This window comes from Micromonospora sp. NPDC005220 (assembly GCF_040607895.1).
Taxonomy (GTDB): domain Bacteria; phylum Actinomycetota; class Actinomycetes; order Mycobacteriales; family Micromonosporaceae; genus Micromonospora.
The window spans coordinates 1-20,935 of the sequence record NZ_JBEXHP010000096.1; the positions used below are offsets into that span (position 1 = coordinate 1).

The 20,935-nt window shown below is 72.3% G+C and carries 17 protein-coding genes; 12 read left to right on the forward strand and 5 right to left on the reverse strand.

The genetic code is table 11. The annotated features are described in order from the left end of the window. Positions 1-104 precede the first annotated feature (104 nt). A complete protein-coding gene (gcvT, locus tag ABZU52_RS25750; RefSeq protein ID WP_354973545.1) occupies positions 105-1,235 on the reverse strand; it encodes a glycine cleavage system aminomethyltransferase GcvT in 1,131 nt (376 codons plus the stop codon). A gap of 162 nt (positions 1,236-1,397) precedes the next feature. Here gcvT and ABZU52_RS25755 point away from each other — a divergent pair, with 162 nt between their 5' ends. Beyond that, positions 1,398-2,972: a leucyl aminopeptidase gene (locus ABZU52_RS25755; protein ID WP_354973546.1), complete on the forward strand. Its 1,575-nt coding sequence runs from the start codon at positions 1,398-1,400 to the stop codon at positions 2,970-2,972. A gap of 42 nt (positions 2,973-3,014) precedes the next feature. Here ABZU52_RS25755 and ABZU52_RS25760 read toward each other — a convergent pair whose 3' ends face one another. Continuing rightward, positions 3,015-3,344 carry a hypothetical protein gene (locus ABZU52_RS25760; RefSeq protein ID WP_203122885.1) on the reverse strand — a complete coding sequence of 110 codons (330 nt, stop codon included), beginning with the start codon at positions 3,342-3,344 and terminating at the stop codon, positions 3,015-3,017. 140 nt (positions 3,345-3,484) lie between these two features. On the opposite strand from ABZU52_RS25760, the gene lpdA reads away from it, so the two are divergent. The 5 genes from lpdA to ABZU52_RS25785 all read left to right on the forward strand — a co-directional run bounded on the left by lpdA (position 3,485) and on the right by ABZU52_RS25785 (position 10,065). Further along, the gene (gene lpdA, locus ABZU52_RS25765) at positions 3,485-4,915 is read left to right on the forward strand and encodes a dihydrolipoyl dehydrogenase (RefSeq protein WP_354973547.1); all 1,431 of its coding nucleotides are present in this window, start codon (positions 3,485-3,487) and stop codon (positions 4,913-4,915) included. Between the two features lie 67 nt (positions 4,916-4,982). Further along, on the forward strand, positions 4,983-6,827 hold the full coding sequence (gene sucB / locus ABZU52_RS25770; RefSeq protein WP_354973548.1) for a 2-oxoglutarate dehydrogenase, E2 component, dihydrolipoamide succinyltransferase: 1,845 nt from the start codon (positions 4,983-4,985) through the stop codon (positions 6,825-6,827). Between the two features lie 223 nt (positions 6,828-7,050). Next, complete coding sequence (locus ABZU52_RS25775; protein ID WP_354973549.1) at positions 7,051-8,388, forward strand: low temperature requirement protein A; 1,338 nt, start codon at positions 7,051-7,053, stop codon at positions 8,386-8,388. 112 nt (positions 8,389-8,500) lie between these two features. Further along, complete coding sequence (locus ABZU52_RS25780) at positions 8,501-8,995, forward strand: hemerythrin domain-containing protein (protein ID WP_354973550.1); 495 nt, start codon at positions 8,501-8,503, stop codon at positions 8,993-8,995. A gap of 170 nt (positions 8,996-9,165) precedes the next feature. Next, positions 9,166-10,065: a TIGR01777 family oxidoreductase gene (locus ABZU52_RS25785; protein WP_354973551.1), complete on the forward strand. Its 900-nt coding sequence runs from the start codon at positions 9,166-9,168 to the stop codon at positions 10,063-10,065. A 132-nt stretch (positions 10,066-10,197) separates the two neighbouring features. Here ABZU52_RS25785 and ABZU52_RS25790 read toward each other — a convergent pair whose 3' ends face one another. Further along, the gene (locus tag ABZU52_RS25790; RefSeq protein ID WP_354973552.1) at positions 10,198-11,433 is read right to left on the reverse strand and encodes a PHB depolymerase family esterase; all 1,236 of its coding nucleotides are present in this window, start codon (positions 11,431-11,433) and stop codon (positions 10,198-10,200) included. Positions 11,434-11,644: 211 nt separating this feature from the next. Here ABZU52_RS25790 and ABZU52_RS25795 point away from each other — a divergent pair, with 211 nt between their 5' ends. The 4 genes from ABZU52_RS25795 to ABZU52_RS25810 all read left to right on the forward strand — a co-directional run bounded on the left by ABZU52_RS25795 (position 11,645) and on the right by ABZU52_RS25810 (position 16,030). Next, on the forward strand, positions 11,645-13,477 hold the full coding sequence (locus tag ABZU52_RS25795; RefSeq protein WP_354973553.1) for a DUF2079 domain-containing protein: 1,833 nt from the start codon (positions 11,645-11,647) through the stop codon (positions 13,475-13,477). A gap of 57 nt (positions 13,478-13,534) precedes the next feature. Next, on the forward strand, positions 13,535-14,824 hold the full coding sequence (locus ABZU52_RS25800; RefSeq protein ID WP_354973554.1) for a hypothetical protein: 1,290 nt from the start codon (positions 13,535-13,537) through the stop codon (positions 14,822-14,824). A gap of 124 nt (positions 14,825-14,948) precedes the next feature. After that, positions 14,949-15,590, forward strand: coding sequence for a lipoyl(octanoyl) transferase LipB (lipB, locus tag ABZU52_RS25805; protein ID WP_354973555.1), 642 nt, complete (start codon positions 14,949-14,951; stop codon positions 15,588-15,590). Between the two features lie 47 nt (positions 15,591-15,637). Then, positions 15,638-16,030: a VOC family protein gene (locus tag ABZU52_RS25810; RefSeq protein WP_354973556.1), complete on the forward strand. Its 393-nt coding sequence runs from the start codon at positions 15,638-15,640 to the stop codon at positions 16,028-16,030. A gap of 49 nt (positions 16,031-16,079) precedes the next feature. On the opposite strand, the gene aspS is transcribed toward ABZU52_RS25810, so the two are convergent. Then, on the reverse strand, positions 16,080-17,366 hold the full coding sequence (gene aspS / locus ABZU52_RS25815; protein WP_354973557.1) for an aspartate--tRNA(Asn) ligase: 1,287 nt from the start codon (positions 17,364-17,366) through the stop codon (positions 16,080-16,082). A gap of 450 nt (positions 17,367-17,816) precedes the next feature. On the opposite strand from aspS, the gene lipA reads away from it, so the two are divergent. Next, positions 17,817-18,812: a lipoyl synthase gene (gene lipA / locus ABZU52_RS25820; protein ID WP_354973558.1), complete on the forward strand. Its 996-nt coding sequence runs from the start codon at positions 17,817-17,819 to the stop codon at positions 18,810-18,812. 53 nt (positions 18,813-18,865) lie between these two features. Then, complete coding sequence (locus ABZU52_RS25825) at positions 18,866-20,488, forward strand: hypothetical protein (protein ID WP_354973559.1); 1,623 nt, start codon at positions 18,866-18,868, stop codon at positions 20,486-20,488. A 114-nt stretch (positions 20,489-20,602) separates the two neighbouring features. On the opposite strand, the gene ABZU52_RS25830 is transcribed toward ABZU52_RS25825, so the two are convergent. Continuing rightward, positions 20,603-20,935: response regulator transcription factor (locus ABZU52_RS25830; protein WP_354973560.1), on the reverse strand; the 333-nt coding region annotated here is incomplete at its 5' end.

Sequence of the window (20,935 nt, forward strand, 5' to 3'; positions counted from 1 at the left end):
GCCAGGGTGATCAAGAGGTTTGCGTCATCCTCGGGCGAAATTTTGACGCAAACCTCTTGATCACCGCACGCACACCCAGGGGCGTACGCGCCGTGGGGTGGGGGTTACTTCACTGAGGGGGTTACGAAGGGGGGTTTCGTCAGCTTCAGGGGGGCTCGGCGGCCTCGGATGTCGATCTCGACTTCGTCGCCGTCCGCGAGGTTGGCGTCGGTGTTCAGCAGGGCCAGCGCTATGCCCTGTTTGCGGGTTGGGGAGAAGGTGCCGCTGGTCACCGTGCCGACCTGCCGGTCACCGACGTGCAGGGTCATGCCGGGCCGCGGGATGGCCCGGTCGACGGCGACCAGGCCGCGCAGCGTACGCCGGGGGCCGGCGGCCTTCTCGGCGAGCAACGCGTCGCGGCCCCAGAAGGCCGGCTTGTCCCAACCCACCGCCCAGCCGGAGCGGGCCTGCACCGGGCTGATGTCCAGGGAGAGGTCCTGCCCGTGCAGCGGGTAACCCATCTCGGTACGCAGCGTGTCCCGGGCGGCCAGCCCGCAGGCGCGCAGCCCGAACGTCGCGCCGACGGCGAAGAGCGCATCCCAGACGGCCACCGCGTGCTCCGCCGGCACCACCAGCTCGTAGCCCAGCTCACCGGTGTAGCCGGTACGGCAGACGGTCAGCTCCACCCCGGCCAGGCTCGCGGCGGAGAAGCTCATGTAGCCGTGCTCGGTGGGCAGGTCCAGGGCGGCCAGCAGCTCGGCCGAGCGGGGGCCCTGCACGGCCAGCACCGCGTACGCCTCATGCTCGTCGGTGACTGTCACCTGTTCGGGCGCGGCGGCGCGCAACCGGCGCACCACCTCGGCGGTGTTCGCCGCGTTCGGGATGAGGAAGACGTGGTCGTCGGCGTAGAGGTAGGCGATGATGTCGTCCACCACGCCGCCGGTGGCGTCGTCGCAGCAGAGCGTGTACTGCGCCCGGCCCGGGCCGATCCGGCCCAGGTCGTTGCTGAGGCAGGAGTTGACAAAGTCGGCCGCGCCAGGGCCGCTGACCCGCGCCTTGCCCAGGTGTGACACGTCGAAGACCCCGACCGCCGTACGCACCGCGGCGTGTTCCTTGAGCACTCCGCCGCCGGCGTATTCCAGCGGCATCTCCCAGCCCCCGAAGGGGGCGAACTTGGCTCCGGCGGCGGCATGCCGCTCGTGCAGCGGGGAACGACGCAGCCGGGTCGCGGCGGCGTCGGAGGTCACGTCGGTCATGGGTGGCAACTTACCGGGGTCAACGTGGCTGGTTAGCATCGGCGGGAGCCCGCTGGCGCTATCGGCGGGACAACCATGACGTCCGGCGGGTAGGTTCCGCCGGAGACCTTCACCGCTGGTACGCGACGCCGCGACCGGCCCGGCCCGCCCGGAGTAGCTTCAGTGACTTCACCCCGCACCACCAACCTGAGCCTGGTCGACACCGACCCGGCCGAGCTCGCCGTCGACGCGATCGTGATCGGCGTGCACAGCCAGACCGGAGAGCAGGGCGCCACCAGCGGCCTCGCCGGCACCCTGCTGCTCGCCAGCGGCGCGGAGAGCATCGCGGCCGCGTTCGACGGCAAGCTGACCGAGACCCTCGCGCTGCTCGGCGCGACCGGTGGGCCGGGTGAGGTCATCAAGCTGGCCACGCTGGGCACCGTGACCGCCCCGCTGGTCACCGCGGTCGGGCTCGGCCCGGAGCCGTCGGGTGCCGCCCCGGCCCCGGAGACGCTGCGCCGGGCCGCCGGTGCCGCGGTCCGGGCTCTGGCGGGCGCCCCCACTGTCGCGCTGGCGCTGCCGCTGCCGGACGACGCGGACGCATCGGCCGAGTTGCGCGCGGTGGCCGAGGGCGCGCTGCTGGGTGGGTACCGGTTCGCCGGCTACAAGACCCGGCCCCAGCCGACCCGGCGGGAGCCGGTGGCCGAGGTGCTCATCGCGGTGCCGGACGCCGGCGACGCGGGCGCCCAGGCGGAGATCGCCCGGGCGCAGGCGGTGGCGGGCGCGGTCCGGCTCAGCCGGGACTGGGTGAACACCGCGCCGAACGAGCTGCGTCCGCCGTCGTTCGCGGACGCGGTCGCGACTGCGGCCCGCGAGGCGGGCCTCGAGGTCGAGGTTCTGGACGAGGCGGCGTTGGCCGCCGGCGGGTACGGCGGCATCGTCGCGGTCGGACAGGGCTCGGAGGCCCCGCCGCGGCTGGTGAAGTTGACCTACACCCCGCAGGGTGGCGGCAACGGCAAGCGGGTCGCACTGGTCGGCAAGGGCATCACCTTCGACACCGGCGGCATCTCGATCAAGCCGGCGCAGGGCATGTGGGAGATGAAGTCCGACATGGCGGGCGCCGCCGCGGTGGGTGCGGCCATGCTGGCGATCGCCGCGCTGAAGCCGACGGTGGCGGTCAGCGCGTACCTGCCGATGGCGGAGAACATGCCGTCGGGCACCAGCTACCGGCCGGGCGACGTGATCACCATGTTCAACGGCAAGCGGGTCGAGGTGCTCAACACCGACGCCGAGGGCCGGATGATCCTGGGTGACGCCATCGCCCGCGCCTGCGCGGACGGCACCGACTACCTGTTCGAGACCTCCACCCTGACCGGTGGCCAGGTCATCGCGCTGGGCAAGCGGGTGGCCGGCGTGATGGGCACCCCGGAGCTGTGCGACCGGGTGAAGGTGGTCGGCGACGCGGTCGGCGAGCCGGCCTGGCCAATGCCGCTGCCCGACGACGTCCGTAAGGGCATGGAGTCGGACGTGGCGGACATCTCGCAGGTCAACGCCGGAATGGACCGGGCCGGTCACATGCTGCAGGGCGGCGTGTTCCTGCGCGAGTTCGTGACCGACGAGGTGGCCTGGGCGCACATCGACATCGCCGGACCGGGTTACCACTCGGGTGAGCCGACCGGCTACTGGACCAAGGGCGGCACCGGCGTTCCGGTCCGCACGCTGGTGCAGCTCGTCGAGGACGTCGCCGCCAACGGCTGACCGAACGGTAAGCGGGGCCCCCGGTCGACGCCGGGGGCCCTCTCAGTACCGCTCGGGGCGACGCTTGCGGCGCTCGTTGAAGTCGCGCATCCGCTGCGGGTAGCCCATCAGCCGGACGTCGTACACCGGGATGCCCATCCGGTACGCGAAGCGTCGGGCCCCGTCCGGGCCGTCGATCCGCCGGCGGGTCCACTCCCCGTCGTCGGCGATCAGGATGACCGTCGTCTCCGTCACCGTGGTCCGGGGTTCGATGTACGCCTCGACGCCGCGCCGGCTCCGGATGAAGTTCTCCAGATGGTCCAGATCGCCACGATCGGCGGCACGGTCACGGCTCGGCACAGCCGCCTGTTTGCGGCGCCGGAACAACCCCACCGGATCTCTCCCCCACCGTGCGTCATCGACAACGGTGCCAAGGGTACGTGTCGATGACGTGTCGTTGGGCACCTCACTACGCACCCTGTGCTCAGTGGTGACAAGATGACCGAGGTGGGGTGTGTCTGTGTTACATCCCCGTGACCCCCCGATGCAGCGACGCGACCTGGGAGTTGGACGTGAGCGAGCCGAACGAAGCGACCTTCGACATAGTCATCCTCGGAGGTGGCAGCGGCGGCTACGCGGCGGCGCTGCGCGCCGCCCAGCTGGACCTCAAGGTCGCGCTGGTCGAAAAGGGCAAGCTCGGGGGCACCTGCCTGCACAACGGCTGCATCCCGACCAAGGCGCTGTTGCACGCCGCCGAGATCGCCGACCAGACGCGCGAGTCGGAGCAGTTCGGCGTGAAGGCCGAGCTGGTGGGCGTCGACATGTCCGGCGTCAACTCGTACAAGGACGGGGTGATCTCCCGACTGTACAAGGGTCTGCAGGGCCTGGTGGGCGGCTCGAAGAACATCACCTTCGTCGCGGGCGCCGGCAAGCTGGTCGGCAAGAACACCGTCGAGGTGGACGGCAAGCGCTACACCGGCCGCAACATCGTTCTGGCCTCCGGCTCGTACGCGAAGAGCCTGCCCGGCCTGGAGATCGACGGCGAGCGGATCATCACGAGCGACCACGCGCTCACCCTGGACCGGGTCCCCTCGTCGGTGATCGTCCTCGGCGGCGGTGTGATCGGCGTCGAGTTCGCCAGCGTGTGGAAGTCCTTCGGTGCGGACGTGACGATCGTCGAGGCGCTGCCCCGACTGGTCGCCGCCGAGGACGAGGAGTCGTCGAAGGCGCTGGAGCGGGCGTTCCGCAAGCGGAAGATCAACTTCAAGGTCGGCAAGCCGTTCGAGAAGGTCGAGAAGACCGAGAACGGCGTCAAGCTGACCATTTCCGGCGGCGAGACCGTCGAGGCCGAGCTGCTGCTGGTCGCCGTCGGTCGCGGCCCGAACACCGCCAACCTCGGGTACGAGGAGCAGGGCGTCAAGATGGACCGCGGCTACGTGCTGACCGACGAGCGGCTGCGCACCAGCGTGCCGAACGTCTACGCGGTCGGCGACATCGTGCCGGGCCTCCAGCTCGCGCACCGGGGCTTCCAGCAGGGCATCTTCGTTGCCGAGGAGATCGCCGGGCAGACCCCGGCCGTGATCGATGAGGTCGGCATCCCGCGGGTCACCTACTGCGACCCGGAGCTGGCGTCGGTGGGCCTGACCGAGGCGAAGGCCAAGGAGCAGTACGGCGCCGACAAGGTCAAGACCTTCAACTTCAACCTGGGTGGCAACGGCAAGAGCCAGATCCTCAAGACCGCCGGCTTCGTGAAGCTGGTCCGGGTCGAGGACGGCCCCGTCGTCGGCGTGCACATGATCGGCGCCCGGGTGGGTGAGCTGATCGGTGAGGCGCAGCTCATCTACAACTGGGAGGCGTACCCGGCGGAGGTCGCCCAGCTCGTGCACGCCCACCCGACCCAGAACGAGGCCCTGGGCGAGGCGCACCTGGCCCTCGCCGGCAAGCCGCTGCACGTACACGCCTGATCACCCAACCCGCGGCGTCCGGCGACGGGCGAGGATCCCCCCAGGGGAATGAAGGAGTCTGGAGAACATGCCGGTATCGGTCACCATGCCCCGGCTCGGTGAGAGCGTCACCGAGGGCACCGTCACTCGCTGGCTCAAGCAGGAGGGCGACACGGTCGAGGTCGACGAGCCCCTGCTCGAGGTCTCGACCGACAAGGTCGACACCGAGATCCCGTCGCCCGCTGCGGGCGTGCTGAGCCGGATCGTGGTCGGCGAGGACGAGACCGCCGAGGTCGGCAGCGAGCTGGCCGTCATCGCCGGTGAGGGCGAGTCGACCGGCGGTGGCGAGGCCGCCCCGCAGGAGCAGGCTCCGGCCGAGTCGGTCGAGCAGACCGACGAGCCGACGGCCGGCGCCGAGGGCACCGCCGACGAGGTGGCCCAGGACGAGACCCCGGCCGAGGCGCCGGCTCCGGCCGCCGCCTCGTCGGGCCAGGGCACCGCGGTGAAGATGCCCGCCCTGGGCGAGAGCGTCACCGAGGGTACGGTCACCCGCTGGCTGAAGCAGGTCGGCGAGACCATCGATGTCGACGAGCCGCTGCTGGAGGTCTCCACCGACAAGGTGGACACCGAGATCCCGTCGCCGGTCGCCGGCACCGTGCTGGAGATCAGGGTCGCCGAGGACGAGACCGCCGCCGTCGGCGCCGACCTGGCGATCATCGGCGTTGCCGGCGCGGCCCCCGCCGCCGAGGCCAAGCCCGAGCCGAAGGCCGAGGCCAAGCCCGAGCCGAAGCCCGAGCCGAAGGCGGAGGCCAAGCCCGAGCCGAAGGCCGAGGAGCCGACGCCGGGCATGTCGTACAACCAGCCGGCCGCGGAGACCGAGAGCTCGGCGGAGCCGGCGAAGACCGAGCGGGCCGCGCAGCCCGCCGCGTCGACCTCGACGCCGCAGCGTCCGTCCGCCCCGGCACCCGGTGCCGGTGAGGAGGCCGCCGGGTACGTGACCCCGCTGGTGCGCAAGCTGGCCGGTGAGCACGGCGTCGACCTGGCTGCGCTGAACGGCACCGGTGTGGGTGGCCGGATCCGCAAGCAGGACGTGCTGGAGGCCGCCGAGAAGGCGAAGGCCGCCAAGGCCGCTCCCGCCGCCGCACCCGCTCCCGCCGCCGCGCCGACGGCCGCGGCCAAGCCGGCGGCCAAGCCGCAGCCGAGCGGCAAGCGGGGCACCACCGAGAAGCTCCCCCGGATCCGTAAAGCGATCGCCACCCGGATGCAGGAGTCGCTGCACGAGATGGCGCAGCTCACCACGGTGATCGAGGTGGACGTCACCCGGATCGCCAAGCTGCGGGCGCAGGCGAAGGACTCGTTCGTGCAGCGGCACGGCGTGAAGCTCTCCTTCCTGCCGTTCTTCGCTCTCGCCGCCGTCGAGGCGCTGCAGACGTACCCGATCGTCAACGCCCGCCTGGATCTGGAGGGTGGCACGATCACCTACCCGGAGGCGGAGCACCTCGGCATCGCCGTGGACACCGAGCGGGGCCTGCTGGTGCCGGTCATCCACAACGCCGGTGACCTCAACCTCGGTGGCATCGCCAAGCGGGTCGCGGACCTGGCCGAGCGCACCCGGACCAACAAGATCAGCCCGGACGAGCTGGCTGGGGCGACCTTCACGCTCACCAACACGGGCAGCCGGGGCGCGCTCTTCGACACCCCGATCGTGCCGAAGCCGCAGTCGGCGATGCTCGGCACGGGTGCCGTGGTCAAGCGGCCGGTCGTGGTCAACGACCCGGAGCTGGGCGAGGTTGTCGCGGTCCGGTCGATGGTCTACCTGGCCCTGTCGTACGACCACCGACTGATCGACGGCGCCGACGCGGCCCGTTTCCTGGCTGCGGTCAAGGAGCGGCTGGAGGCTGGCAACTTCGAGTCGGAGCTGGGCCTGGCCTGATCTACCCGCAACGCCCAAGGGCGCCCCGGTCGTCGACCGGGGCGCCCTTGGCCTTTTTTCCGCACCGGCGCGGGCCAGGGCGCGGGCGGTCTCCACGCCGGTCGGCCCGCTGCGGGAGGCCGTGGTCCCAGTGCTTTCCCGACCCGGGCCGGAGGTGACGCCGGACTCCGCTGCCATCGCCGTTCGGGCCTCCGACCAGCCCGGACGCTGCCAGAGTGGGGTCGTGGGCGGCTACCGGCGGGGTGGACAGCTGGGACCAGCCATCCCGATCGCCCCCGGCGCGCGGGTGGACAAGTTCGAGGTCTTCTTCGATCTGGTCTTCGTCTTCTCGTTCTTCATCATCACCCGGGCCACCGCCGCGAACATCTCCGGCCGGCAACTGCTGCACGCCGGCCTGGTGCTGGCCGTGCTCTGGTGGATCTGGGTGGTGCACAGCCTGGTCGCCACCCGGGTCCGGCTCGGCGAGGGCTACGTGCCGGTGCTCATGGTGATCGCGATGGTCGCCCTGTTCGTGTTCGCGCTGGCACTGCCGCAGGCGTTCAGCGACCCGAAGGGGAGCGCCGGCGGGCCGATGTTGGTGGCCATCAGCTACGTCGTGGTCCGAGCCGTACACATGATCCTTTATCAGCACGTGGTGCGGGACAGCCCGCAGGAACGGCGGCAACTGTGGCGGTTCGCTCCGGAGCTGGCGGTGAGCATCGTGCTGCTGCTGGCCGCCGCGCTCATCCCGGCGCAGATCACCGACCCGGACCAGGCCGCCATGGTCCGCGACGGGTTGTGGATCACGGTGGTGCTGGTGCAGTACGCCACCGGCTTCATCGTCGGAACGTGGGGCTGGGGGGTGACCAGCGCCGAGCACTGGACGGAGCGCTACGACCTCATCCTGATCATCGCGCTGGGCGAATCGATCATCTCCACGGGGGTGGGCGGCAACCTGCTCGGCAAGCCGGTCACCTGGCCGGCGGCGGCCGCCGCCGCGCTCGGCATCGTGGTCACCGCCGCCCTCTGGTGGGCGCACTTCGACTTCGTCGGGCCGGCCGCCCGGATCGCCCTGCACGCGGCGGAGGGTGGCCCCCGGGTGGCGATGGCCCGCGACGCGTACGCGTACCTCTACCTGCCGATGATCGCCGGCGTGATCCTCTTCTCGATCGGTAACGAGGAGGTCCTGCACAAGATCACCGACCCGGCCGGCGGGCTCTCCGAGAAGGTCGATGGACCGGGGGTACCGATGCTCTTCGGCGGGCTGATCTGCTACTTCGCCGTCAACCTGCTGTTCCAGCTGCGCACCCTGCACACCGTCACCTGGACCCGCATCGGCGTCATCGTGGTGCTCACCGCGGCCCTCCCGGTCGGCCAGCACCTGCCGGCGTTGGGCACGCTCACCCTCGCGACAGTGATCTGTGTGGCGCTGGTGGCCGTGGAGGTGGTGCTGATGTCGCAATCCCGGCACGCGTTGCGGGCTGCCGTCTTTCAGGAGCGGACCACCCACGAGGCTCACGAGGCCGAATGGCGGGCGCGCTGGCACGACGTCCGGGAGACCGACGAACCGACCACGTCGTGACGTCCGGGTTTGAGGGCGTGACCGGCCGGCCCTAGACTTCGGCGCAGCGTCGCGGTGCACCGGCTCGAAGGCCGCCGTGGGCATGGAGGCGCGGGGACAGCATGGGACGAACATGCACCCAACCGGTTCACCGGCCGGCCGGCTCGCCGCCGTCGGCAATCAGATGATCGAGATCCACCTCTGGCTCAGCGCGGAACTGACCCGCCTCCAGACAAGCCTCGACACCCCGTCCCGGGACCTGCGGGCGCACTGCCTGACCTTCTGTGCCGCGCTCGGCCGACACCACACGGGTGAGGACGCGGGCGCGTTCCGGCTGCTGGCCGAGGAGGCCCCCGAGCTGCGCCCGGTGATCGAGAACCTGATCACCGATCACGAGGTGGTGGCGGGGATCCTGGAACGGGTCGAGGCGCTGCTGGGCGGCGACACGGCGGTGCCGGTGGCCCAGGTGCGCGCCGAGTTGGGCGGATTGGCCGCCCTGCTGGAGTCGCACTTCCGCTACGAGGAGAAGCGGCTCGTCACCGCACTGAACGCGCTCACCGGTCGACCCGGCACGACCGAGAAACTGCTCGGCCTGACCGCGCCACCGCACCTCCCCGGGCCCCGCTAGCTGCCGTATTCGGGCTGAAGCCGCTGCAGCGGGCAGCCTCCGAGGGGGCGTAACCGCTCATGTCGCGAGATGGTAGTCCCGGGGCGCAACGGGGACCGAAAGTGCAAGATCGGCGAGGGGTACCGGCCGGGGGCGCATCCGGGCGCGGGGGTTTGGACGAAGATGGGGGTATGCGGATCCTTCTGGCCGGCGCGTCCGGCTTCCTTGGCACCCGGCTGGCCGACCGGCTCGTCCGCGACGGACACGAGGTCACCCGGTTGGTCCGGCGGACGCCGGCTGGGCCGCAGGAGCGACGGTGGGACCCGGCCGCCGGTCAGCTCGATCCGGCCGTGGTCGCCGAGGCCGACGCCGTGATCAACCTGGCCGGCGCGGGCGTCGGCGACAAGCGCTGGAATGACGACTACCGGCGGTTGATCCGCACCAGCCGGGTGGACAGCACCACCACGCTGGCGACCACCATCGCCGGGCTGCCCGCCACGGACCGCCCCCGGGTGCTGCTCAACTCGTCGGCCGTCGGCTGGTACGGCAACACGGGCGACCGGGCGGTCGAGGAGGACGCGCCGGCCGGCGAGGGCTTCCTGGCCGACGTCTGCCGGGTGTGGGAGGCCGCGACCCGGCCGGCCGAGGACGCCGGGGTACGCGTGGTGCGGCTGCGTACCGGCCTGCCGCTGCACCGCGAGGGCGGGCTGCTCAAGCCGCAACTGCTGCCGTTCAAGCTGGGCATCGCCGGCCGACTGGGTAGCGGCCGGCAGTGGCTGCCGTGGATCTCGATGGCCGACTGGCTGGACGCGGCCCGCTTTCTGCTCGACCGTGACGACATCGCCGGCCCGGTCAACGTGGTGGGCCCGAACCCGGTCACCAACGCCGAGTTCACCCGCGAGCTGGCCCGGCAGCTGCACCGGCCGGCGGTCATCCCGATCCCCGCGCTGGCGCTCAAGGTGGCGCTCGGCGGCTTCGCCCACGAGGCCCTCACCAGCACGAGAGTCCTCCCCGGGGTCCTCACCCGAGCCGCCTACCGCTACCACCACGAAACCCTCCCCCAGGCCCTCCAAGCAGCCCTAACTCCCTAACCCCGCCCCTCCCCGGCCCCCGCCCCTCCCCGGCCCCCTTCCCACCGCGTTGATCATGAAGTTATTGCCACTCGCCTCGGCGTGTCGTGGCAATAACTTCATGATCAACAAGGTCAGCAGGCGGGGAGGGGGTCAGCAGCCGATTACCCAGTAGTTGGGGGCGGTCTGCTTGAGGGCGGTGGTGTAGAAGGTGTTGTAGAGGCCCATCCGCTGGTTGGAGCCGTTGGCGTAGGCGTAGCCGCCGGACTGGTAGGCCCGGCCGGCCGTCACGTGCGCGTAGTTGCTGGCCGTCACGCAGGTCGGCGGGGTGGTCGGGGTCGGCGTGGGGGTGGCGGTGCGCGTGGGCGTGGGGGTGGGGGTGGCCGTCGGGGTCGGGGTCGGGGTGGTCCCGCCGCCGTTCAGACCGAAGAAGAGCGCGTCACGGTACGTCGAGCAGATGGTGTCCAGGAAGTACGCGCCAGCGGTGCCGCACTGCTCGGCCGCCGAGCCGGGGTCGACCGGGGTGCCGTGGCCCATGCCGGAGACCCGGTAGAGGCGTACGTCGTCGTTGCCGTACACCTCAAGGCTGGTATTGCCGGGCAGCGACGAGGTGCTGGTCGGGGTCTGCGACACGCCCCGCACGTTGGTCCACTGGTCGCGCGACTCGGTGCCGTTGAGCGGGGTGACAGTGGTGTCCGAGGTGCCGTGCCAGATCGCCACCCGGGGGCGCGGGCCGGTGTAGCCGGAGTACGCGCCACGGACCAGGTCGCCCCAGGCGGCCGGGGTCTTGTCCGCGCCCGGGTTCATGCAGCTGAACGCGTTGACCATGCTGGTGGCGCAGCGGTACGGGATGCCCGCGATGATCGACCCGGCGGCGAAGACGTCCGGGTAGGTGGCGAGCATGACCGCGCTCATCGCCCCGCCCGCGGAGAGGCCGCTGACGTAGACCCGGGACCCGTTCACCCCGAAGTTCGCCTTGGCGTGGTCGACCATCTGCTTGATCGACAGCGCCTCGCCCTGCCCCCGGGTGGTGTCCCCCGCCTCGAAGAAGTTGAAGCACGAGTTGGCGTTGTTGCCGCTGGGCTGCTGGGCGACGATCAGGGCGAACTTCCACTGGTCGGCGTACTTCTGCCAGCCGGAGCCGGCGAAGTAACCGGAGGCGTTCTGGGTGCACCCGTGCAGCAGGACGACGGCCGGGGAGTTGGCCGGCAGGCCGTCCGGCCGGTAGGCGTACATGGCGAGGTTGCCGGGGTTGGAGCCGAACCCGGTGACCTGGGTGAGGGTGGCGGCCTGGGCGGGTGCGGCGATGGCGACCACGCCCGCGGCGGCGAGGGCGAGCCCGGCGACCGCACCGAGCAGCCGGGTGAGGGTGGACGAGGAGCGGCGCACGGCGGCCTCCTGGAGGGGCGGACTGTGAACTGGGTCACGGTCGAGTTGCCGAGACGTTACGACGATGTGTCGCTGCTATGACATGGGGCACATTCACACATTCACCACCGACGTTGTGTACGCCGTACCACGCCCGCCGCCCCGGCACCGGAACCGACGACAACCGCCGGTCTGACCGGCCCGTCCAGGTCCGGTTGGTAACGTCCGCTGCGTGCCCTCCTCCCCGTCGCTGGCCACCGGGCCCGCACCCGCGTCACCGCCGCGCACCGTCCGGGACCGCCGGGCCGACCTGATCGTCGTGCTGGTGGCGCTCGCGCTCGCCGTCTGGGTGACCAGTGGGCTGTGGCGGGACCCGAACGTCCGCACCATCACCGTCAACTCCAGCGACCAGGCGCTGTTCGAATGGCTGCTGGCCTTCGGCGGGCACGCGGTCACCCACGGGGAGAACCCGCTCTTCACCTACCTGATCAACGTCCCGGACGGCGTCAACCTCGCGGTCAACACGACGATCACGGTGTACGCGGTGGTCTTCGCCCCGCTCACGTACCTGATCGGGCCGCCGGCGACGTTCCTGGTGATCCTCACCCTGAACCTGCTCGCCACCGCACTGGCCTGGTACTGGCTGTTCTCCCGGCACCTGGTCCGCAGCCGGCTGGCCGCCGGGGTCGGCGCCCTGTTCATCGCCTACTCCCCCGGCATGGTGTCGCACGCCAACGCGCACCTGAACTGGACCGCCGGTTGGCTGGTGCCGCTGCTGATCTGGCGGCTGTTCGCCCTGCGCCGCCCGGGGCACTGGCTCCGTGACGGGGTGATCCTCGGTGTGCTGGTCGCGGTGGCCTTCTCGATCGCCGCCGAGGGGCTGTTCTTCACCGCGCTGGCGCTGGGGGTGTTCGTCGCCATCTGGGCGCTGCACCCGGCCAACCGGGCCGAGGCACGCGCCGCGCTGCCCAATTTCCTGCGCGGGCTCGGGGTGACCGCCGTGGTCGCCGGCGTGCTGCTGTCGTACCCGTTGTGGTTGCACTTCGCCGGGCCGCAACGGTTCCACGGCACCGGCTTCGACCCGGTGATCCACTCCGAGGACATCGCCGCGTTCGTGGCGTTCCCCCGCCGCTCGCTGGCCGGTGAGGTCGGGCTGGGCACCTCACTCGCGCCGAACCCGACCGAGGAGAACTCGTTCTTCGGCATCGGGCTGCTCGTGCTCACGGTGGTCTGCTTCGTGGCGCTGTGGCGACGCGCCGACTCCGGCCGCCGCGCGACCCTCTGGGCGCTGGGCATCCTCGCGCTGGTCTTCACGGTGCTCTCCTTCGGGCCGGTCGCGAAGATCGACGGTCGGCGCACCGACCTGCCGATGCCGTTCGACCTGCTCGGCCAGCTACCGGTGGTGAACGCCGCGCTGCCCGCTCGGCTGGCCCTGGTGGTCGCGCCGGTGATCGGGGTGCTGCTGGCGTACACCGTCGACCAGCTGCGTGCCGCACCACCCCGGCACCGCACCACGGAACTGGCCTGGGCGCTCGGCTTCGCGGTGGCCCTGGTGCCGCTGCTGCCCACCCCGCTGCTGACCGACGAGCGGGAGCCGATCCCCCGGTTCATCACCTCCGGAACCTGGCGGGACTACGTCTCACCCGACGGCGTGCTCACCCCGCTGCCGCTGACCGTGGACATCTACCCGGACGGCCAGCGCTGGCAGGCGTACGCGCTCTCGCACCGGCAGGGCGAGTTCGCCATCCCGGGCGGCTTCTTCCTCGGCCCCGGCGGGCCGGACGGACGAGGCCGGATCGGTCCGGTGCCGCGCACCCTGAGCGCGTTGATGGACCAGGCCGGCCGTACCGGTCTGGTCCCCATCGTCACCGACGGAACGATCCGGGAGGTCCAGTCGGACCTGCGGCACTGGCACATCGAGACGGTGGTGCTCGCCGACCAGGTGCACGGCGCGAAGTTCGAGGTTGACGAGGAGGCGCTGCGGCGTACCGCCACCGCCCTGTTCGGCGAGCCGCAACGGGTCGACGACGTCTGGGTCTGGCGGATCCCGCCGGCCGACCGCTAGACCGCCACGCGACCGACCGGGGCATCATGATGGACTGCCATCGCTTCTAATGGACCGATGAGGAAGACCGGCGGGCGCCTGCGGCGCGCCACAGCGCTCGGGGTCGCGCTGGGGCTCGTCGTGCTCGGCGCGCCGGCGCCCACGGCCGCCCACGGCACTGTCCCCGCGCACAGCACTGTCACCGACCGCACGCCTGCCGGCAGCACGGCCGGCGCCGTGCCGAGCCAGGTGCACGATCCGTGGCTGTGGCAGGCCACCGTGGGGCAACGCCCGGCCGGCCCGGCAGCGCTGGTCTTCTTCACCGACCGCACCCGCTATTTCGAGTCGACAGGCGTGCTGGTCGCCCGGGACGGCGCGTACCGGCTGATCCCGATCCGCATTGCCGAGGGGCACGGGCTGCTCTCCCCCGACGGGCGGCACTACCTGCGGCCGCAGTCCGGCGAGTTGCTGGACCTCACCACCGGCCGGCAGCGCCGCACCATGAAGCCTGGGCTGGACCCGTTCGCGTGGTCGCCGGACGGGCGGCGCGTGCTCGGCACCCGCAGCAACGACGATTCGGTGATCAGCTTCGGGCCGGACAATCAGCAGCTCAACGACCCGGAGAAGCCCGACGATCTGCTCGTCGTCGACCCGTACCAGGGCACCGAGCAGGTGGTCGCGGCCGGCACCTTCGCCGCCCATTACGCGGCGGCCTGGTCGCCCGCCGGTGAACTGGTCGCGGTGGCTGGTCCACCGGACGTGGCCGCGTCGGTCACCGAGCGGCAGCGGCTGGTGGTCGTCGACCCGGCCTCCGGCAGCCTTCGCTGGCAGGTCGACCTGGGTGAGCGGCGGATGCTGGCCGGCCCGGCGGCGTGGCACCCGGACGGCAGCCGGGTCGCGCTGCTCGCGTTCGACGGTTGCGCCGGCCTCGGATGCACGCCGGAGCAGACGGCGGCACGCACCTGGCGAATCGAGTTCGTGGACGCCGCGTCCGGTCACGCCGTCGGTCAGCCGCTGCCGGTCGCCGCCTCGACCAGCAAGATCGTCGGCTGGCGCGGCGACGACCCGCTGGTGCAGGAGGTGAGCGGGACAGAGCGGGACACCGACCGGCAGGCCGTCCTCGCCGCGCTGTCGCCCGGCGGCGCCCGAGAGGTGCTGGTGACCGCACCGGCCGGGTCGACCGGCCTGGCGGTGCCGGGCGAGCTGCTGACCCGGGCCGCGTTCGGTGGTCCGGAGCCCCGGCCATCCCCGTTCGCCGCCCCGCTCTGGCTCTATCTGGCGCTGGCCGTGCCGATGCTGCTCGCCGTCGCCCTCGTCGTCCGCCGCCGACGTCGCCGCCACGTTGTGAGCGGCGCGGCCCGGGCATGAGGTCGAACGGCCAGGCCGGGCGCGGACGCGGTCGCCCAGCGGGCCGCGACGGCAGCGGTGGTGGTCTTCCCCGGTGAGACGGCTCACCAGGGAAGATCGCCTCCAACGGGATTACGCTGGGGCCGTGACAACGACGACCCCCGGCCTCACCGCCGTCCGTGCCGGCCTGCTCGACTACCAGGCCGCCTGGGACGAGCAGCGACGCCTGCACGAGTCGGTGGTGGCTGGCGAGCGCGGCGACACGGTGCTGCTGCTGGAGCATCCGAGCGTCTACACCGCGGGCAAGCGCACCGAACCGTGGGACCGGCCGATGGACGGCACTCCGGTCGTCGACGTGGACCGCGGCGGCAAGATCACCTGGCATGGGCCGGGGCAGCTCGTCGGCTACCCGATCCTGCGCCTGCCCGACCCGGTGGACGTGGTCGCCTACGTGCGCCGCACCGAAGAGCTGCTCATCGACGTGTGCGCCGAGTTCGGGCTGACCGCCGGCCGGGTCGAGGGGCGCAGCGGGGTGTGGGTGCCCGAGGACGACCGGGGCCCGGCCCGCAAGGTGGCCGCCATCGGCATCCGGGTGGCCCGGGGAGTGACCCTGCACGGCTTCTCGATCAACTGCGACTGCGACCTCGGGTACTTCGACCGGATCGTGCCCTGCGGCATCCGGGACGCGGGCGTCACCTCGCTCACCGCCGAGCTGGGCCGCCCGGTCACCGTGGCCGACGTGCTGCCCGTGGTGGAGCGCCGGCTCGCCACCCTCGTCACGGTCTGAGACCCGGCCGCGCGCCGGGTGACCGAGGGTCGCCTACCCTCGGTCGGGTGCAGATCGATCTCGTCACCGTCGTCGTCACCGAGTACGACCCGGCCATTGCCTTCTTCACCGGCGCCCTCGGTTTCGAGCTGACCGAGGACACCCCGTCGCTGACCAACGACGGGCGGCCGAAGCGCTGGGTGGTGGTCCGCCCGCCGGGCGGCGGCACCGGGCTGCTGCTGGCCCGCGCTGACGGCGAGCGGCAGCAGGCCGCGGTGGGCGACCAGACCCACGGCCGTGTCGGGTTCTTCCTCCAGGTCGACGACTTCGACGCCACCTACCGCCGGATGGCCGAGATGCACGTCGAGTTCGTCAAGCCGCCGCGCACCGAGCCGTATGGCCGGGTCGCCGTCTTCCGGGACGTCGCCGGCAATCTCTGGGACCTGCTCGGTCCCGCCTGAGCCCCCGCCGGCCCTCTCCACTGATCGAGTGGGCCGGCAGGGCACCCTCCTACGGAGTCAGGCGGTGCAGGTCCCGCGGGAACGCGGTGACCTCGCGGATGTTGGCCGCGCCGACCAGCCGGGCCACGAACCGTTCCAGGCCGATGGCGAAGCCGCCGTGCGGCGGCATGCCGTGCCGGAACGCGTCCAGGTAGCCCGCGTACGGCTCGACCGGCTCGCCCCGGGCCGCCAACGCCGCGAGGTAGTCGCCGTGCCGGTGCAGCCGCTGCCCGCCGGTGACCAGCTCCAGACCACGAAACAGCAGGTCAAAACCGTTCGAGTACGCGGGCCGCGCCGGGTCCGGGTGGGTGTAGAAGGGCCGCTTCGCCATCGGGTAGCCGGTGACGAAGAGGAAGTCCGACCCGTGTGCCGTGCGGGCCCACTCGCCGAGTGCCCGTTCGTGGGCGGGCGCGAGGTCCGGCTCGTCGTCGGGTGCGCCGGCAATCGTCAGTGCCTCGGTGAAGTGCACCGCCGGGATCTCTGCCGGCACCTGCGGCGGCGTGACGCCGAGCGTCGCCAGGGCCGCGCCGGCCCGCTCGTTCACCGCGTCCAGCATCCCGGCCACTGTGTCGCGCAGCACCCGCATCACGTCCCGGTGGTCGGCGATGAAGCCCAGCTCCGCGTCGAGGGAGGTGTACTGCGCGAGGTGCCGGACGGTGTCGTGCGGCTCGGCCCGGAACACCGGCCCCACCTCGTAGACGCGTTCGAAGACGCCGACCATCAGCTGCTTGTAGAACTGCGGCGACTGCGCCAGGTACGCGGGCCGGCCGAACCAGTCCAGCGCGAACACGTTCGCCCCGCTCTCGGTGCTGGAGCTGACCACCTTCGGCGTGTGGATCTCCACGAAGTCGTGCGCGTCGAGCGCGGTCCGGAAGCCGGCCACCGCCGCCGCCGAGATCCGTAGCGCGGCCGACCGGGTGGGGTGCCGCAGCGCGGTGGGCGCGTTGTCCAGCTGGGTGGGCAGGTTCGCGGTGAGCGCCGGCCGGTACAGGTCGAACGGTGGCGGCGCGGCGGTCGGGCCGAGTGGCCGTACCGTCGGGTCGGTCAGCTCGACCCCGGCGGGCGCCGTGTCGTTCGCGGTGACCGTCGCGGTGACCTCGACGACCGTCTCCTCGGTGAGTTTCTCCAGCTCGGCGCGGACCGACGGGTCGGTGACGACCACCTGGGCCAGGCCGGCGGCGTCCCGCACGATCAGGAACGCCACCGACTTCAGCAGTCGACGACGGTGCACCCAGCCGGCGATCCGCACGGTGGTGCCGATCATGGCGGGCAGTTGGTGGGACAGGGTTCGTTGCATGGCGGACTGCTCCTCGGTCGATCGCCACGTCGCCGCCCTGGGGGTGGCGAAGCGTCGCATCAGCCCCAGGGAGGTGTGGGCGAGCGGGAACCTCGCGGTGCCACCACACCTTCGCCCCCACCGAAGCGGGGGCCTCGTTCGTCGCCTGATGACCGGGGCCAACCGGGCGGGCTCTACTGGGCGCGGGGACCCGCGGCCGTTCTTCCCGCAGCTCGGGAGGGTCTTCGCGCCCCGGCGCCAGACCGCCTCTCAGCACCGGCGGCTCTCTGCACTGGCGGGTCGGGGGGCTACTCGGCTCCGTCGTCGCTGTTGGCGGTGACCGTAGCACCAGTTTCCCCCGTCTGTGACGCCCTTTTCCGGCCAGCCGGTGTCCGGCGTCACAAGGTTCGGGGCGTGACGCCGGTCGCCTGACGCACATAGACACCCGCCGTCCGGCGTAGGCTCATTTTCGTGACGATCGAGCACTCCGCGCCGACGACCGGCCAGGCAGCGCGCACCGCAACGGCGGCCCCCGAGGGGCGGCGCCTGCTGCGGATCGAGGCGCGCAACGCCGAGACGCCGATCGAGCGCAAACCGCCATGGATCAAGGTCAAGGCCAAGATGGGCCCGGAGTACACCCAGCTGCGCGGGCTCGTCTCGCGTGAAGGGCTGCACACCGTCTGCCAGGAGGCCGGCTGCCCCAACATCTACGAGTGTTGGGAGGACCGGGAGGCCACCTTCCTCATCGGTGGTGACCAGTGCACCCGGCGCTGCGACTTCTGCCAGATCGACACCGGCAAGCCAGCCGAGTTCGACGCCGACGAGCCGCGTCGCGTCGCCGAGTCGGTGGTCTCGATGGGGCTGCGTTACGCCACCATCACCGGCGTCGCCCGTGACGACCTCCCCGACGGCGGTGCCTGGCTGTACGCCGAGACCGTCCGACAGATCCACGCCCTCCAGCCCGGCTGCGGCGTCGAGCTGCTGATCCCCGACTTCAACGCCGTCCCCGAGCAGTTGGCCGAGGTCTTCGGCTCCCGTCCCGAGGTGCTGGCCCACAACGTGGAGACCGTGCCGCGCATCTTCAAGCGCATCCGGCCGGCGTTCCGCTACGACCGCTCGCTGGACGTGATCCGGCAGGCCCGCGCCGACGGCCTGGTCACCAAGAGCAACCTCATCCTGGGCATGGGCGAGGAGCGCGCCGAGGTCTCGCAGGCGCTGCGCGACCTGCACGACGCCGGCTGCGAGCTGATCACCATCACCCAGTACCTGCGCCCCTCGCCCCGGCACCACCCGGTGACCCGCTGGGTCAAGCCGGAGGAGTTCGTGGAGCTGCGTGAGGAGGCCGAGGAGATCGGCTTCGCCGGGGTGATGAGCGGGCCGCTGGTGCGTTCGTCGTACCGGGCCGGTCGGCTCTACCAGCAGGCCATCGACGCCCGCGCCGCCGCCACGGTCGCCACCGTCAGCTGACTCCGCCGGCAGCGCCGCGCGGCCGTTCCGCGCCCGGGTGTCATGATCCTGTGATGACCGTCGGCGTACGCGAGCAGCCGCGCGGCGCGGGCTCGCCCCGCCCGCGGCCCGGCGCACGTCCCGGCCTGGTCGGTTGGCTCACCGGGTTGGCAGTGCTCGCCGGGGTGGGTTACCGGCTCTGGCTGCTGCTGCACGCCGCGCCGCCGACGAACAGCGACGAGGCCACCATGGGGCTGGCCGCGTTGCACATCGCCCGGGGCGAGGGTTTCCCGGTCTGGTTCTACGGCCAGCAGTACATGGGCACGCTGGAGGCGTACCTGGCCGCGCCGGTGTTCGCAGTGGCCGGTGGGCCGTCGCTGCTCGGTCTGCGGTTGCCGACGCTGGCCCTGTACGCGCTGTTCCTGCTGCTGGCCTGGCGGTTGACGCTGCGGCTCACCGGGGACCGGTGGTTCGGGCTGCTGACGGTCGCGCTGCTGGCCCTCGGCTCCGACCGGATCGTCAAGAACCAGCTCATCGCCGGCGGCGGCTACCCCGAGATGAACGCGGCCGGAGCGGCGCTGGCCCTGCTCGCCGTGGATCTGGCCTCCGGCCGCCCGGGCGGGCGGCTGGCGCGATGGGCCGCCTGGGGGTTGCTGGCCGGGCTGATGCTCTGGGTCGACCCGCTCGTGCTGCCGTACGTCGCGGCGACCGGCGCGGTCCTCGTCGGGTTCTGCCGCCGGGAGCTGTGGGGTGCCGCCGGGGCGCTGCTCGGGGCGGCGGCCCTGCTGGGGGCGGCCCCGCTGCTGCTGCACAGCCTGCTGACCGGGCGCAACCCGCTGCACGCCGTGCTCGCGGCGAGCGGCGCGGACGCCAGCGCGGGCTGGGCCGACCGGCTGCACGGCGGTCTGGTGCTCGGCCCCGCGCTGGGCATGGGCTTCTGCGCGCCCGGCCAGTGCGCCACCTGGCAACTGTGGTGGGCGCTCGCCCTGCCGCTGCTACTGGCCGTCGCCGGCGTCACCGCCTGGCGGGCCGTACGCACCCCCGACAGTGGAACGGCCGCTGTCGGCCCCGGCGCGGGGTCGCCTCGGGTGGCGGCGGCGGTCCGGCTGGCGCTCGTGCTGGCCGCGGTGGCCACCCTCGGCGCGTACACCGTGAGCAGTTCCGCCGGGCTCACCCCGGTGGAGAGTTCCCGCTACCTGTCCTGCCTGCTCATCTCCCTGCCGGCGCTGCTCTGGCCGGCGTGGGCGGTGGCCCGGCACGGGCCGCGTCCGGGGGCGAACGGCCGGCACGGCGTCGGGTCGACGCTGGCCCGGTCGGTCGCGGTGATCCTGCTCGCCGCCACGCTGGGCACCGCCGCCCACGCCACCTGGCGGGCAGCGGAGACGGTCCCGGCGACCCGGGCCGCCGAGGCCCGGCACACCGAGTTGGTGCGCACGCTGCGTCAACTCGGCGTACGTCAGGTGCGCGCCGACTACTGGACCTGCAACCGGCTCACCTTCGCCAGCGCGGAGCAGGTGGTCTGCGCGGTCGTCGACGACACCCTGCAACCCGGCTTCGACCGCTACCCCGCGTACCGCCGGGAGGTGGACCGCGCGGCGGCACCGGCCTGGGTCGCGCCGGCCGGGTCGGCGCTGGCCGAGGCGCTCGACGAGCGGCAGCGGAACACGCCGGGCAGCCTCGACCTGGTCACGATCTAGGGCTGGCGCATCTATCTGCCGCGCTGACCACGCCGGCCCGCGTGAGCGCGAAGGCGTACGTCAGCCCGGCCGCCTCGCCGACCAGCAGCGCGGGCCCGACCGCCTCGGTGCGCGTCAGGGCGGGGCGGCGGCCTCGGTGAGCAGGCCGAGGCGGTGGGCCAGGGCGGCGGCCTCCACCCGGTTGGTCACGCCCAGCTTCGCGATGATCCGGGAGACGTGCACGCTTGCCGTCTTCGGGGAGATGAACAACCGCTCGGCGATCCGGCTGTTGCTGTGCCCCTCGGCGACCAGCCGCAGCACCTCCCGCTCCCGGGCGGTCAGCAGGTCCGCGCCGGGCCCGCCCCCGGCCGTACCGCGCAGGCCGACCCGCCGCGCCAGGGTGGCGGCCGCCTCGACCAACGGCGCCGCGCCCAGCCGCCGGCCGATCTCGGTGGCCTCGGTGACGGC

Coding starts and splice junctions, on each gene's coding strand:
- gcvT (WP_354973545.1), bottom strand. CDS start 1,235: ATGACCGACGTGACCTCCGACGCCGCCGCGACCCGGCTGCGTCGTTCC.
- sucB (WP_354973548.1), top strand. CDS start 4,983: ATGCCGGTATCGGTCACCATGCCCCGGCTCGGTGAGAGCGTCACCGAG.
- ABZU52_RS25780 (WP_354973550.1), top strand. CDS start 8,501: ATGCACCCAACCGGTTCACCGGCCGGCCGGCTCGCCGCCGTCGGCAAT.
- ABZU52_RS25785 (WP_354973551.1), top strand. CDS start 9,166: ATGCGGATCCTTCTGGCCGGCGCGTCCGGCTTCCTTGGCACCCGGCTG.
- ABZU52_RS25800 (WP_354973554.1), top strand. CDS start 13,535: ATGAGGAAGACCGGCGGGCGCCTGCGGCGCGCCACAGCGCTCGGGGTC.
- aspS (WP_354973557.1), bottom strand. CDS start 17,366: ATGCAACGAACCCTGTCCCACCAACTGCCCGCCATGATCGGCACCACC.
- ABZU52_RS25825 (WP_354973559.1), top strand. CDS start 18,866: ATGACCGTCGGCGTACGCGAGCAGCCGCGCGGCGCGGGCTCGCCCCGC.